9 protein-coding genes and 4 pseudogenes are annotated in these 14,039 nt (G+C 64.4%); 6 read left to right on the top strand and 7 right to left on the bottom strand.

All coding sequences use genetic code 11. The features are described from left to right. Window positions 1–315: 315 nt before the first annotated feature. Window positions 316–1,243, bottom strand: a pseudogene (locus OG310_RS37660) (IS5 family transposase). A gap of 168 nt (window positions 1,244–1,411) precedes the next feature. After that, window positions 1,412–1,882 (bottom strand): annotated as a pseudogene (locus OG310_RS38795) (transposase); the annotation flags it as partial. 1,322 nt (window positions 1,883–3,204) lie between these two features. On the opposite strand from OG310_RS38795, the gene OG310_RS37650 reads away from it, so the two are divergent. Then, entirely contained in the window at window positions 3,205–3,420 is a 216-nt protein-coding gene (locus OG310_RS37650) for a hypothetical protein (RefSeq protein WP_329460701.1), read from the top strand. Between the two features lie 145 nt (window positions 3,421–3,565). After that, on the top strand, window positions 3,566–4,330 hold the full coding sequence (locus OG310_RS37645) for a GNAT family N-acetyltransferase (RefSeq protein WP_329460700.1): 765 nt from the start codon (window positions 3,566–3,568) through the stop codon (window positions 4,328–4,330). A 6-nt stretch (window positions 4,331–4,336) separates the two neighbouring features. Here the strand turns inward: OG310_RS37645 and OG310_RS37640 are convergent. Then, window positions 4,337–5,155, bottom strand: a pseudogene (locus OG310_RS37640) (IS5 family transposase). A gap of 133 nt (window positions 5,156–5,288) precedes the next feature. Here OG310_RS37640 and OG310_RS37635 point away from each other — a divergent pair. After that, a complete protein-coding gene (locus OG310_RS37635) occupies window positions 5,289–6,665 on the top strand; it encodes an IS1380 family transposase (RefSeq protein WP_329460699.1) in 1,377 nt (458 codons plus the stop codon). Window positions 6,666–6,980: 315 nt separating this feature from the next. Here OG310_RS37635 and OG310_RS37630 read toward each other — a convergent pair. Continuing rightward, window positions 6,981–7,136 (bottom strand): annotated as a pseudogene (locus OG310_RS37630) (transposase); the annotation flags it as partial. 166 nt (window positions 7,137–7,302) lie between these two features. Next, window positions 7,303–7,839, bottom strand: a complete 537-nt coding sequence (locus tag OG310_RS37625) for a sigma-70 family RNA polymerase sigma factor (RefSeq protein ID WP_329460698.1) — start codon at window positions 7,837–7,839, stop codon at window positions 7,303–7,305. A gap of 454 nt (window positions 7,840–8,293) precedes the next feature. Here OG310_RS37625 and OG310_RS37620 point away from each other — a divergent pair, with 454 nt between their 5' ends. From OG310_RS37620 to OG310_RS37610, 3 genes are all read left to right on the top strand, one after another. Beyond that, the gene (locus tag OG310_RS37620) at window positions 8,294–9,064 is read left to right on the top strand and encodes a transposase family protein (protein ID WP_329460697.1); all 771 of its coding nucleotides are present in this window, start codon (window positions 8,294–8,296) and stop codon (window positions 9,062–9,064) included. A gap of 818 nt (window positions 9,065–9,882) precedes the next feature. After that, window positions 9,883–11,145, top strand: a complete 1,263-nt coding sequence (locus OG310_RS37615) for a sensor histidine kinase (protein WP_329460696.1) — start codon at window positions 9,883–9,885, stop codon at window positions 11,143–11,145. Further along, window positions 11,142–11,789: a response regulator transcription factor gene (locus OG310_RS37610; RefSeq protein ID WP_329460695.1), complete on the top strand. Its 648-nt coding sequence runs from the start codon at window positions 11,142–11,144 to the stop codon at window positions 11,787–11,789. Before OG310_RS37615 ends, OG310_RS37610 begins: the two co-directional genes overlap by 4 nt. Before the next feature lie 200 nt (window positions 11,790–11,989). Here OG310_RS37610 and OG310_RS37605 read toward each other — a convergent pair whose 3' ends face one another. Then, entirely contained in the window at window positions 11,990–12,418 is a 429-nt protein-coding gene (locus tag OG310_RS37605; RefSeq protein WP_329460694.1) for a WhiB family transcriptional regulator, read from the bottom strand. Window positions 12,419–12,554: 136 nt separating this feature from the next. Next, window positions 12,555–14,006 (bottom strand): ricin-type beta-trefoil lectin domain protein, encoded by a 1,452-nt coding sequence (locus OG310_RS37600; RefSeq protein WP_329460693.1) that lies wholly within the window; start codon window positions 14,004–14,006, stop codon window positions 12,555–12,557. Window positions 14,007–14,039: the final 33 nt, after the last annotated feature.

Raw genomic sequence — 14,039 nt, 5'->3', positions numbered from 1 at the left:
CCCTCAGGCCCTCAAGGGGCGCCCGGCGCCAAGACGGAGTGCAGCCGACATTGGTCAGATAGGTGCCCGGCCGGCCAAAGGGGCGCCTGGCAGCGACGTGTGTCAGGGACCCCGTGGCCTCGGGCACATCAGATAGGTCCACGTTGCCAAACGGCTGCCGGTCAATGTCGCTTCGTCACACCGGGATTGGGATGAACGGCATTTGGGCGCCAGAGTCGGGCGTTCCTCCCGCCGCAGGATGGACCTGGCCTTCGAGGTGAGCGACCGGTCGACCAAGCCAAGTCAGGGTCGACCACCTAGGACTTGTCCGGGCGATCATGTGCGGAGCCAGATGACGAGGGTTGCTGCGGTTGCGGTGCCGAGGTAGACGTAGCCTCGTTTGTCGTATCGCGTGGCGACGGCTCGGGATTGTTTGAGCTTGTTGATCGCTCGTTCGACGGTGTTGCGTTTCTTGTAACGCTCCGCGTCGAAGGCGGGTGGCCGTCCGCCGCGTGAGCCTTTGCGCAGGCGGGCGGCCTGGCTGTCGGTCTTCTCCGGGATCGTGTGCCGGATACCCCGACGCCGCAGGTACCGGCGGCAGGGGCCGTTGCTGTATGCCTTGTCCGCGGCAAGGCTGTCGGGCTTGCCGCGCGGCCTGCCCACGGTCGTGCGCGGGACTCGGATCTTCTCCAGCACCGCTTCGAACTGGGTGCAGTCCGCCCGCTGTCCGCCGGTCAGAACCAGGGACAGGGGGCGGCAGCGTCCGTCGGCGCTCAGGTGGAGTTTGCTGGTGAAGCCGCCCCGCGAGCGGCCCAGGCCCTCACCTCCCGCACCACCTCCACCAGCCGGCCGTGCAGGCTCTGCCAGGGCGTTTCGTCCTGGCGTTCTGCCTGTTCGCCCCCTTTGAGGGGGCGGGCGGCGGATCGGTGCGGGCACCGGCCGCATGCTGATGCGCACGCACGATGGTGGAGTCGACCGCAATGTCCCAGTCGATGTCACCAGCCGCGTCGGCCGCGGCCTGAACCTGCCGCAACAGGCGTTCCCATGTCCCGTCCGCCGACCACTGCCGATGACGTTCGTAGACGGTCTTCCACGGCCCGAACCTCTCCGGAAGATCACGCCAGTGCACGCCGGTTCGCACTCGGTGCAAGATCCCGTCGATCACCTGCCGGTGATCCCGCCACCGGCCACACCGGTTGTTGCTGACCGGCAGAAACGGCCGCAGCCGCTCCCACTCCGCATCCGTCAAGTCACCCCGCCCCATGCCCAGGACCACGAGCCAGAAGTCAGACAGTCACATGATCGGGCGGACAAGCTCTAGTAGGGCTTGGTCATGTTGGTGCGGGGTCTGGTATGTCGCGGTGACAGGCCGGGCAGGCGCCGGTCCAGGTCGCGAGGAGTATCTGCAGCTCGCGGATGACTCGGTAGAGGCTCAGGCCGACGCCGTCTCTTTCGGGGATCGGCTCAGTCGCTGCAGGGTGCAGAAGGCGTGGGCGACCGAGACGAGGGTGACGTGGTGGTGCCAGCCTGGCCATGTTCGGCCCTCGAAGTGGGCCAGGCCCAGAGCCTGTTTCATCTCGCGGTAGTCGTTCTCGATTCGCCAGCGGAGCTTCGCGATGCGCACGAGGACGGGCAGCGGGGTGGTTGCAGGCACAGGTTGGAGAGCCAGAACTGCACGGGCTCGTCCTGGTCTGCGGGCCATTCGGCCAGCAGCCAGCGGACCGGAAGCTCGGCCGTGGCCGTGCTCTTGCGGATCTCACGTCCGGCGTGCCGGATCCGCAAGAGCCACGAAGCGCGAGTACATGCGCTTGAATCCGCTGCGGCCGCTGCCCGGCCGTGATCCTTCCCTCCACTGCACCGGCCGCGCGGAGGATTTGCCGGCCGCGATGATCAGCCTCCTCACCCGCTGGACCCGAGTAGCGCACCCGCGACTACTACCGGCACGGCAGATGTGGAAGACCACGCCGCCTCCCCGGATGCACCGATCAGACCACTATCCGCCCACGCCGAAGCTCACGAGGTGCTCTGCCCCTGGAGTCGGCCGAAAGGCACCCGTCTCCGAGGTGTCGCTTCAGCTGGGACAAACGACGGGGCCCATTCCGCCACCGTGCGCCCCATCAGACCACAGCGTCCGCCATCTCAGCCCACTCTGGAACTGACCCTCGGAGGACACAACCTGGCGGCCAGTGACACCGCAGAACCTCCTCGCAGCTTTGAACCCCGGAGTCCGTGTGTGCGTTACACCTTCAGATAGGACGAACGCGAGGAGTGGACCTGATGCAACACATAAAGGAATACAAGGAAGCGATCAAGGATCATCTGTGGCGAAACCAGAATACGAGGTTCACAATGGATGGGCTAGCCAAAGCTCTTCGAATTCCGAGGCCGCAGAGAACATTTCTCGCGATCGCGATCTCCGAACTGCAGCGCGACAGGGTACTGGTTCAGGTGCCATCGAGAATACCCGGCCGCCCTCCGGCCTTCCAGTACGACACCGAGAGCCAGAGGGCGCAAGCGACACGCTCCATTCGGGAGCAGTGTGAGGACCAGGCGCGAGTTCAGGATGAACATCGGCACGGCGCCCAGGCGCGCGCATACATGTTCGCTCTTCAAGAACGCGTGGACAGGGAACGATCCAGGTTCACCGGCTGACCTCCTACTGCGCACGCAAGAGCGCTCAGGCACCGCTCCGGGCTGAGAAGCCCCTGCCAGCCAGTAGGCGCCGGGTCTCAGACGTCAAGCCCACCCCCTACGGTACCGGCCTTCGGAGCCTGGAAACGCGTGGGTGTCGACGCCGGTCGCGCCTGTGATGACGCCCTCGACCGTGCCACTCGGGCACTCCGAGTCCCACAGGTTTGGGAGGCAGACCCCTTGGACAACCGGATGCTGTGTCTCGTCCGGAAAACCGATTCGAACGGGAGGTGACGGCCCGTGAGAACACGATGGCGCCTCTGCTACAGACTCGTGGTCGTAGGCGTGGCTCTGGCTGTAGTGGCGGCCGCACCGGCCGCCTTTGCCGCGGAACACACCGGCGACGCCCAGCGTGACAAGGTTGCCTGGGAGGCGGCGGATTCACCAGTGCCCACCTCGCACCCTTCGCCGGGCGCACCGCTTTCGGCACACCTCGAACGGTCACCTTGCTGACGGGTGACCGAGTCACCCCGACGCCTGGCGGCAGCGGCCCCGACACCGTCGACGTCGCCGGCCCGGACGGACACCGTACTGATGCCCGCATTCGCTGAGCACGGCGGCGACACCTACGTCTACCCCGCGTCGGCGGCCCCCTATCTCGCGTCAGGACGGCTCAATCCGGGCCTGTTCGACGTCACCGAGCTGATCGCCGACGGCTACGACGACGCCCACGCGGCCGGCCTCCCACTCATCTTCAGCTACGGCCCGATCCGGCTCCTCGATCTGAAACGGGCCACCGAAAGGACTTGATGGCCTGCCGTGAGGGATTGAGGCTAGGCCATTCACGCTGGCGGAACACCCACCGCGACAGCCGACTCACTAGGTGTTGTGACCGCGTCTGTGAATGATGCTCCTTGGATGCCTTACAGCTCGCAGCAACTGTTATTCTGAGGCGATGACATTTCCGAGTGGAACCCTTTGTAAGCAGCTGGCAAATTTCCGTGACTTTTGGCTCGGCTACAATGCCGACCCCGAAACCGGTGAATCAGAGGGGCTCGTACTCTACCGCAGCGGTATACCGAGTGCGATGTACAACGGCGTGTTGCGTGTGACGCCGGGCGTCGACCTGGGCATCGCGTTCACCGCGGCCGCGCGCCGATTGGCCGGGGGCCCATCGGTGTGGTGGGTCGGCCCCGACTCTGACGAGCGAACCGCCAGATACCTCGGCGCTCGAGGGCTCACGCGTGCGGCCACAATGACCGTGATGGAAATCGACCTAGCTGATGTCACGGATGTACGGGTCCCGGAGGGCATCACCATTTCCCGCGTGGAAGCTCCGGGCGGCACCGAGGCGTGGGTGCGGGCGTATGCACCCAGGCTCGGAGTGGCCCCCGATGCCGTCGACGCCCTGGTGTCCAGGCACGAGGAACGCAATGACGTGCCCGGCGCCTTCACTCGTTTCGAGGCCCGCGACGGTGAAGAGATCGTAGGTACGTCGTCAATGCTCGATCTTCACGGCGTCGCAGGCGTCTACGCCGTCACGACTGCGGAGTCTCACCTGACCCGAGGTGTGGGCACCGCACTCACCTCCGCCGCGCTCCACCTGGGCCGCGAACGAGGCCGCACGCTTGGCACGTTGCAGACCGCGACGGCCGCATCGCTTTATCGGCGAATGGGCTTCCGGACGGTGTCCGACTACCAGGTCTTCACTCGTCAGTAAGAGGTCCTAACAAAGGCGTTGGACGTGGCGGTGGGTGATGAGGCAGGTCGCGAGGCCGAGGAATGCTTCGTGTATGTCGTCGCGTCGTTCCCACCGGATGCGGAGTCGTCGGAAGCCGTGGAACCAGGCGATCGTGCGCTCGACAACCCAGCGATGAATCCCGAGGCCGGAGCCGTGCGCTACTCCGCGGCGGGCGATGACCGGTTTGATGCCCTGCGCCCAGACCAGGCGGCGGTACTTGTCGTGGTCATAGCCGCGGTCCCCAAGCAGGACGTCGGGCCGTCGACGGGGACGTCCCACGAGCCCTGGGACCGACGGGATCTTGGCAAGCAGGGGCATCAACTGGGTGACGTCGCCCACGGTTTCCACCGGTCAGGGACACTGCGAGCGGGATGCCCTGGCCGTCGACGAGGATGTGGTGCTTGCTGCCCGGCCGCGCACGGTCGACCGGGCTGGGACCGCTTTTGGGCCGCGCCGAGCGGCCCGGACATGGGAAGAGTCGATCACCGCCCGCGACCAGTCGAGCTGTTTCGCCGCTCGCAGCCTGGCCAGCAGCACGACGTGAAGCCGGTCCCAGACTCCTGCCTCATTCCAGGCAGCGAGCCGACGCCAGCACGTCATGCCTGAACCGAAGCCCAGCTCCTGCGGCAGATACTCCCACTGGATCCCGGTATGCAGCACGAACAGGATCCCGCAGAGCGCTTGACGGTCAGGAACTCTCGGCCGGCCGGGCACCAGCTTCGGCGCCGGAACAGGCAACAACGGCTCGACCAGCGACCACAGTTCATCCGAGACGATCCACGGACGTGCCTCTCTCTTCCCCACGAACAGCCTAACCTCGGGCTTTCACGAGGTGGGCTGTCCAAGAGTTGATCAGAAACACGGAAAGCGCCCTTGACCTGCAACGATAGGACTTGCTGAGGGTCCTGTTGGCTGCAAGGAAAAGAGCACTTTCCAGGTGAGAGAGCCTATCTCGTCGTACCCACGTGTCCGTGTCCAGGCAGACGGTCGGCAGGTGCTCTCGCAGGCCGGTGCGGTCCTGCTGCTGGAGACGGTCCGCAAGACGGGCCTTGACCAGGCGATATCCGCAGCTCTGGCTCCGTGGCGCAAACCGCGGGCCGTCCACGATCCCGGCAAGATCCTCCTGGACGTCGCCCTGGCGGTCGCACTGGGCGGGGACTGCCTCGCAGACGTCGCCATGCTGCGGTGTGAGCCGGCCGTCTTCGGCCCGATCGCCTCCGACCCGACCGTCTCCCGCCTGATCGACACCCTCGCCGCATCCGGCGACAAAGCCCTGCAGGCCGTCCGGTCCGCACGCTCCGAAGTCCGTCATCGTGCCTGGTCGTTGGCCGGCGAGAACGCCCCGGACGCCGACGGCCAGGTCACTGTCGACCTCGATGGCGTCCTCGTGATCGCCCACTCCGACAAGCGGGACGCGGCCGCGACCTGGAAGAAGACCTACGGCCACCACCCGCTGACGGCTTTCGCCGACCACGGACCGGGCGGAACCGGTGAACCCGTCGCCGCCCTCCTGCGACCGGGAAACGCGGGCTCCAACACCGCCGCCGACCACATCACCACCGCCCAACTCGCCCTGGCCCAACTGCCCAAACACTACCGGCGAGGACGGCAGACGCTGATCCGCACGGACTCCGCCGGCGGCACCCACGACTTCGTGTCCTGGCTCGCGAAGCGGGGCCGATGGCTGTCCTACTCGGTCGGCATGACGGTCACCGAAGCGATCCACGAACACGTGCTGAAGGTCCCCGCCTCGGCCTGGACCCCGGCCGTCGAGGCCGACGGTGAGGCCCGGGACGGGGCCTGGGTCGCCGAGCTCACCGGCAAGCTCCTGGACGACTGGCCCAAGGGCATGCGGCTCATCGTCCGCAAGGAACGGCCCCATCCCGGCGCCCAGTTGAGGATCACGGACGCGGACGGCATGCGGATCACGTGCTTCGCGACCAACACCACCGGCCGGCCGATCGCCGAGCTCGAGCTGCGCCACCGGCTCCGGGCACGGGCCGAGGACCGGATCCGGGCCGCCCGAGCCAGCGGCCTGCGCAACCTGCCCCTGCACGACACCGCCCAGAACCGGGTCTGGATGGAGATCGTCCAGATCGCGCTCGACCCGCTGGCCTGGATGCCCATGCTCGCGCTGACCGGCCGGGCGAGGCTCTGGGAACCGCGTCGATTGCGGTTTCGCCTGTTCTCCGCAGCCGGCGAGCTTGTCACCACCGACCGGCGCAGGATTCTCCGCCTCGCCCGGCACTGGCCCTGGACCGGCGAGATCACCGCCGCCCTTGAACGGCTCGCGCTCCTGCCTGACCCCGGCTGACTGGCAACCCATCGTCCCTGCGGCAGCATCACCCGCCCGGGCAGTGGAACCCGGCGCCCACCCGACGCGACAGCCGGGCCACCGGCCTGCCCGGCATCAGCACCGGAAAGCAAAAGGGTCCGCCGACTCCGTCGGCGGACCCTCAAGAAAGATCGAGGCTAAGGGCTGTCCCGTAACTCTGGGCACCGCTTGCTAATGTCCAGTTCAACCCATTTCGCTAGGATCCGGTTTAGGCCGCAATTCGGGGCGCAACCAGACAACCAGATCTGCTTGTGGTGACCTACCGACCTCTGCCCTGAGTTACGGGACAACGCTTAGAGCGGCGTTCTCGGAGGGGAAGTGGCCGCGGGCCCGGACCGCCCGGTGGATCCTCGCGTTGGCCCACTCGATGGCGTTGGTGGTGCAGGCGATCCGCCGGATCTCCGCGTCAAACTGCAGGAACGGCACGAATTCAGCCCACGCGTTCTCTGGTGACCTACCGACCTCTGCCCCGAGTTACGGGACAACGCTTAGGTCACAACGTATAGTCGCCACCCCAACGCGGCACAGAACCGGGGCGCTCTGGCGTACCAGCGTCTGCTTTGGCAGCAGGCGGGGTGTGCCGGAGCGCCCCGGAGTGGGTTCACCTATGGAGGGGTCAGGCGGCCACAGGCTCTACGATCGCTTCACGCAGTGCGCGAAGCGCGTAATGCGACCTGCTCTTAACCGTTCCGAGGGGAATGTTCAGTTCTTCTGCGACCTCGTGGCCCGTGTTGTTCATCAAGTACGTCTGGACGAGGATCTCGCGGTGGCTCGAGGTCAGAGACCTGAGGGCCCTTCTCACCATGAGTGAGTCAACGGTAGCGTCGATGCCGTCCTCGGTCGACTCTGTGGTCTCCGGAGCACTGACGGCGTAGACCTCCGCAGGGCGCGCCTTGGTCCTGCGGTGGTCATCTACCACGAGGTTTCGAGCGACCCGGAAGAGCCAGGGCCTGATCCCCTCTCCCCCTAGCGGGGAATCCTTCAGCCAGGATCGCAGCATTGCTTCCTGAACGATGTCTTCCGCCTTGTACTTGTCGCCTCGCACCAGGTGGAGGACGAAGGCGTACAAGGCGTCGCCGTGCGCCTCGTAGCACTGCCGTACGGCCCTCTCCTTGGCTTCTGCTGAACCCTTCGACCCCATGACGACCTGCATGATGCCTCAGTTCCCTGATCGCGCAATGTGTGGATTCCAGCGAAGGGGACGGTCCGGTAGCCGGGCTTCTGGCAATGCGGCCGAAGCTGATCGACCTACACGCTGCGTGGAGCCCCTGCCTGGAGAATGCTGCCCCTCCGTTCGAGACTCAAGTTATGCCCGGGCCCCAATCAGGGGCATCGTCATCGGAGATGACCCCCAACCCATCTTTCGGCGGGTACAGCCTGACGAATGGCCCAGGACCCACGCAGGGGGCCGCATACATCCACAGGGCTCCGAACGGCTTCCGTTGGGTAGGGACCGCTCAATCCGCGAGGCACCGACCGGATCGCCCCGGCCAGTGAGCCTTTGCCAACTTGCGCCCGGTAGCGGCTCAGTTGGTTCGACACATGAGTGAAGCCTCTGGTAGACGGGTTCACGACCAAGATCACCCGATACCCACCAGAGGCTTCACGTGCTTGTCTACCGGTGCGGGCTGGACGTGTCCAGTCGGTCCTTGACGTACCTCGCCACTCGTCTGCGCGGACACCGTCGCCGGATCGGAAGCCGCTGGCGCCGGCTATCGGTCGGCCGTCAAGCTCTGCTGGTGTTGGCGCATCTGCGCAACGGGCCTACGTACGCCCAGCTCGCAGCGGGTTTCGAGATGGGGACGAGCACGGTCTACCGCTACATCAGCGAGGCCGTCGACCTCCTGGCCGCCCTCGCACCGACCCTCGACGGGGCTGTCCAAGCCGCATCGACGAAGGCTTACGTCCTGCTCGACGGGACTCTCCTGCCCATCGACCGGATCGCTGCCGACCGGCCCTACTACTCCGGCAAGCACAAGAGACACGGCATGAATGTGCAGGTCATCGCCGACCCGTTCGGCCGGCTGCTGTGGGCCTCGCCGGCACTGCCTGGGGCCGTCCACGACGTTCGCGCAGCCCGGGAACACGGCATCATCGATGCTCTTGCCCAGGCCCACCCCCCCTGCTGGGCGGACAAGGACTACCACGGCGCCGGCGGCACGATCCGGGTCCCCTTCCGCGGCCGATGGGAGGCTCACTCCGCCGGTCAGCAGGCCGTGAACCGATCTCAGGCCAAGATCCGAGCCCTCGTCGAGCAAGCCATGGCCACCCTCAAGTCCTGGCGACTACTCCGCAAACTTCGCTGCTCGACCACCCGCATCACCGGCCTCGTCCAGGCCGTACTCACCCTGCATCACGCCAGCTCAACCGCAGGTTGAAAAAGCCTCATTGCCTCGGCGAGAGGCCGGCCCTCGTCGGCCCGGCGAGCAAAGCGGCCGACCGGATGGGGCACTCGAGTGGAGGCTCACGGATAGCATGCGAGACGTACCGCTTGTCGGTTGGAACCACGAGCGCACAGGTGCGGATCATCGACCGGCTTGCGGATAACGACAGCGCCGACATAGACGAGCCCACGCGCAACGCTGACGTCCGCCGGTAGTGGGAATGAGGACCGACTACCGACAGCTGTCGCAGTCACGTATGCCCCGCGTTTGGAGCCTGGTTGACTTCCGTTCACCGCGTCAGCGTGGCGGGTGTGGCGGCCATGTGCCATCACAACCAGCTCCACAGTCTGTTGCTCGTCAACCGGTCAGGAGGCACCTTCCTGGCCGGTGCACGTTCGAGTAGCTCGTGGTGATCGTGTCACGGATCACCTGATCCGACGCTAGCTCGGGATACGACCGCTCTACGTTCGCCGCGCTCCGGTCAAAGGCGCACCCGGCCAAGGGCCAACTGCTCCAGCCCAAGTGCTGAGGCCATCGGCCGCACTGGTGTCGGACGATCGCGGTGTACCAAAGCTGCTGGGTATCACTCGCCCACCCGCGTGTCCGTACCGACCGCATCAACAGACGACACTGTGGGGGGCAGGCCGGCTGGGACCGCGCAGGCCCAACAACGGTCAGTCGAGTTCACGTTGGCTTCCTCCTGATACAGGTGGAAACCCGATCGACCGTCAGGACTTGATCATCTACGACCGCAAGTTAGTATCCGGCAGCCGCACCCTGCACGAACTCTGGTTGTGTTGCATGCTGTACCCGTGACGCTGCATCCCCCGGACCAAGTTCCTAGCCGAGTCGGCGTCGGCGGTAGCAAGAGACTGCTGTACACCGAGATCGCAGCCCTTGCCGCCTGCATCACCGCCGACATCGTGACCAACTTTCACAATCTGCCCAGCGCCGACAACTTCAGCCAGGAAGCCTTCTTCCTGACGGCAGTCAGCGTCCCCAGCGTCGCCACCGCGACGGTCTTGCGAAGGTGGCTGCCCGAACGGACGCTCTTTCTCGGCACGTGCGTCCTTCTCTCCTTCCTTCCGCATCTCTCTGTGGAAGCGCTGAGCCGCACCGCCGGCCGGTGGGGGACGGGACCAGGAGTGCAGCCCTTCGCAACGCAGGTCCTCGCCCTGCTGATAATGGTCGCCGCGCTGTGTCGCCAAAGGCCGCTTAATTGTGCCTTCCCCTTCAGCGCAGTCGCCGGTGTCATCTTGGCCGCTGACAGCCTGCTCGCCAGCCACAGTCAGTTCGGCAGGATCCTTGGAACTGCTGCCGCGCTGGGGTGGGGCGTCTCCGTAGCTATGGGCAGGATGCTCCGGGACACCGATCGCCGTCAGGAGGCAGCGTTGGCATCAGTGCGCTCAGTTGAGCGAGTCTCCCTCGCTAGGGACCTGCACGACCTTGTCGCCCACCACGTGGCAGGGATCGTTGTCCAGGCTCAGGCAATTGGGGCCGTTGCCGCGGCCCAGGGCAAGGGGGACTCCGAAGCCCTAAAATCTATATCTGAGATCGCTCATGCGGGTTCCAGAGCACTGCAGGCCATGCGGTACCTGATCGGTACCGCTCGGGTCGACCAGTCAGCAACGGCGACGGACCTCTACCAGGCTGTAGTGAATGCCGTAGACGGCGAGGGCAATCAGGAAATCCATCTCAGGCTGCCCAGTGACTTGGGAGGCATCGAGTGCCCCGCTGAGCTCGTCGTCACAGTTCATCGGGTGATACTGGAATCTCTGACGAACGCACGAAAGTATGCCCCGGTTGGCAGCACGGTCTACGTAGAGGTTCGCGTAGAGAAGGAACTCGACTCCCCAGGCGAGCTTGTCATCGAAGTCGAAAGTGTAAGGGCCACCGTTGACCTGTCATCTCCAGCCCGGGGAGGCTACGGGCTGGTGGGGATGACCGAGCGAGTGGCCATGGTTGGCGGCGAGTTGACGGCTGGGCCGAGCGGAAGCAACGGGTGGCTGGTCGCTGCCTCATTGCCCCTCCTCAGCCCGACCAGTTCCGCGGAATCACACGTGGGGGTGATATGACGATATCTGTAGTGATCGCCGAGGATCAGGCCATGGTACGCACTGGTTTCCGGCTCATCCTAGAATCGCTCGGAGGCGTGAAGGTCGTGGGCGAGGCAGTGAATGGCAGCGATGCCGTTCGCGTCGTCCGCGAGACTGACCCGGATGTAGTCCTGATGGATATACGGATGCCTGTGATGAACGGGTTGCGCGCTACCGAGATCCTCCTGGCGGAGAATCCTAGCCTTCGCGTGGTGATCATAACCACGTATGATAACGAGGAGAATGTTTTCGCTGCGCTCCGTGCTGGAGCCGTGGGCTTCCTCTTGAAAGACTCGAGCCCACAGGTCCTCGTGGATGCAGTGCACAACGCAGTGGACGGGAACGCCATGCTCTCGCCCTCGGTGACGGTCAAGTTGCTCAAGCATTTCGCCACAGGCGGACCAGCGCCGAGTGCTCCCCCGGGGGCGTCCCCTCTGACCTCACGCGAGATGGACGTCGTTCGCGGCGTAGCGCGCGGGAACACGAATGCTGAGATTGCCCAGGAACTGGGCATCAGCGCCTCAGCGGTGAAGGCACGACTGTCCGAAGCACAACACAGACTGGGCCTTCGAAACCGCACCGAGGTTGCCGTCTGGGCGTGGCAGAGCCGCCTGGTCGCCTAAGGCCCAAGAGGATTGAGATATTCGACGTGCACGGCAGGGGCGGCCCCGGGCTCGCGACACGGCATTTGAATTCCGGCGTCGCACCTCGCCGTGTGCGTCCTGCCAAGTGTTGGGGCTGCCCCCATGGCAGCCAATACCGTGCCGTCAGCGCCTATGCACACAATAGTGCAGCGGCTCCAATCGGCGCAGTTGGCTGCGTCTCACTGTGTAGATGTGAAGGATGCTTCGTGGTTGACAAAACCAGAGGCTGCCGTGTGCTCTGGCGCCCTGCTTCCTTGCCGCGCCAGGGTGTTCATCCAGTCCCGCCCAAACCTCTGACGGAGATCATCTCTCATCCGTTCCCGGTCAGCCGCGGTGGTCCCGCCCCAAATCCCCAATTGCGTCATGTGAGAATTTACGAGTGCCCATTTGAGGCAGGCAGCGGCGATGGGGCAGCCCGCACACTCGGCGACGGCCTGAGCCGCGGCTTCTTTGGACCTACGGCTCGTGTCCCGCTCGTCATGCAGGAACAGGTCCGGGTTGGTACGACATCCCGTCGGCTGGTCGTCGACGGGATAGGGGATCGCCGGGTGACACTCGGGGATCGATGGGGCGAGGCGACGCTGTCGTCGGTGAACCGTGGAGCGCATTTTCTCTTTTCCATTTACTGAATAGGTACGGTGGCCGGGCGGGCTGCGCGACAGATGTGCCTGGACCTGGCAGATGGGCCAGACACATCCGTCGACACAGTTGTTGGCCTTCTTATTTCAGCGGGTTAGCGACTCGTCAGCTGGTGTGCCACCTCTGATTGCTGCCTTCGAAGCAGTCCCACAACTGAAGTTCATTCCCGTCGTTAGCCTTGCTGTCAGTGTCATCCAAGCATTTGCCGGAGGCGGAGTTTACTATCGTGGAGTTCGCGCCCCGTTTCCACTTTTGGATTCCGGTGGCATTACAGGTCTGGAGACTCACCCTGGTCCCATTTTGCAGGTCAGATCCCGCCGGCGCCATGCACTTACCCAGAGAGGAGACTGAACCATCGCCAGAAAAGACCCACTTCTGGGCCGCGCTACCGTTACAGGAGTGCAACTGGATCGGCGTGCCTCCGGCCGTCTGTGCGCCCTGCACGTCCACGCACTTGTATCCGAAGCCCTTAATGGCCCCCCCGTCACCCCCGCCTGTGTGGACATTGACAACTCCGGGCGGTCCAGGAATCTGAGGAGAGGACAGTTTACTCATCACCTCTGAGAACTGCCACTGCTGCTGCTTCACGCCACTACAATCATTGGGGGAACTGTCGCCAGGCCCACACTGCTTATCTCGGTCAAGCGCCCAGAACGAGAGCTCCCCTATTCCCATACCCTTGGCAAAGGAGGTCAGATCTCCAGCATCAGACAGCGTGAAGACTTCATGGGGGTCGTCGTTGACCCCGATCATGGGGGTGTTTCCCTCCATTCCCCACAATTGAGCATCCGACTTATCTGGCCATACGCTTTTTAGCTGCCCGTGCAGAACGTTCGCTACACCGACGGCCTTCTTCCCCATGCCAGAGCTGACGCCGTCGTAGTAGTCCATGGTCATGGCGTTCACCGTATCCACGTTCAGGCCGTCTCGACGCGCGCCGCGCAGGAGGTTCAACCCGTCACCACCCAGCCCGCTGACGGCCGAGGGGAGCGTGTACTCCACGCTCAACGCCTTTCCCTTCCGTGCGTAATCTTTCTGCAGCTGGGAAAGTGCCTGATTTCTCCGTTCCGCAGCCTTCATGTCAGAGATCTGTGAACCTTCGACATCAAGATCCACGCGCGTCGCGTCAAAGGCATCTATGCTCTTCTTGTATTGATCCTTCAAGCCCTCTACAGAGGTGCACCCGTTGGCCAGCTCAGTCCCACTCTCACCCCCGAAAGAAAGGGTGACATCTCCGCCGGAGGCTCGAATTTTCTTCACCTCGGGTATCCATGCATTATTGCTCACGTCCATCGTGCCATCCAGCTTCGCATTGCAGCCGCCGGCGTCGATGATAAATGCCAGGTTGAAGTATTTGAGACCGGCTTTATCCTTCGCCTGCTCCATGATCTTGGGATCGTCCCAAGCCCCTACGTAAGCAGATGAGAAAGCCTTCGGAAATCCTGTGCTGGATTGAGCGGATGCATCTGCACCCCCAACCGCAGTTACGACGCCCACCATGGCTCCAGCTGCGACTGCTGACGCTGTAAAGAGATAGAGTGGTGTAAATTTCTTCATAATCCTAAACCTCTCATCTATGTGTGCAGGAAC

It is taken from the genome of Streptomyces sp. NBC_01497, from assembly GCF_036250695.1.
Taxonomy (GTDB): domain Bacteria; phylum Actinomycetota; class Actinomycetes; order Streptomycetales; family Streptomycetaceae; genus Streptomyces.
This window is presented reverse-complemented; position numbering and strand designations above follow the sequence as displayed.

Excerpts from the sequence above, each read along its gene's own strand:
- OG310_RS37650 (WP_329460701.1), top strand. The coding sequence starts at position 3,205 with ATGCCCGCATTCGCTGAGCACGGCGGCGACACCTACGTCTACCCCGCG.
- OG310_RS37645 (WP_329460700.1), top strand. The coding sequence starts at position 3,566 with ATGACATTTCCGAGTGGAACCCTTTGTAAGCAGCTGGCAAATTTCCGT.
- OG310_RS37625 (WP_329460698.1), bottom strand. The coding sequence starts at position 7,839 with ATGCAGGTCGTCATGGGGTCGAAGGGTTCAGCAGAAGCCAAGGAGAGG.
- OG310_RS37610 (WP_329460695.1), top strand. The coding sequence starts at position 11,142 with ATGACGATATCTGTAGTGATCGCCGAGGATCAGGCCATGGTACGCACT.
- OG310_RS37605 (WP_329460694.1), bottom strand. The coding sequence starts at position 12,418 with ATGCGCTCCACGGTTCACCGACGACAGCGTCGCCTCGCCCCATCGATC.
- OG310_RS37600 (WP_329460693.1), bottom strand. The coding sequence starts at position 14,006 with ATGAAGAAATTTACACCACTCTATCTCTTTACAGCGTCAGCAGTCGCA.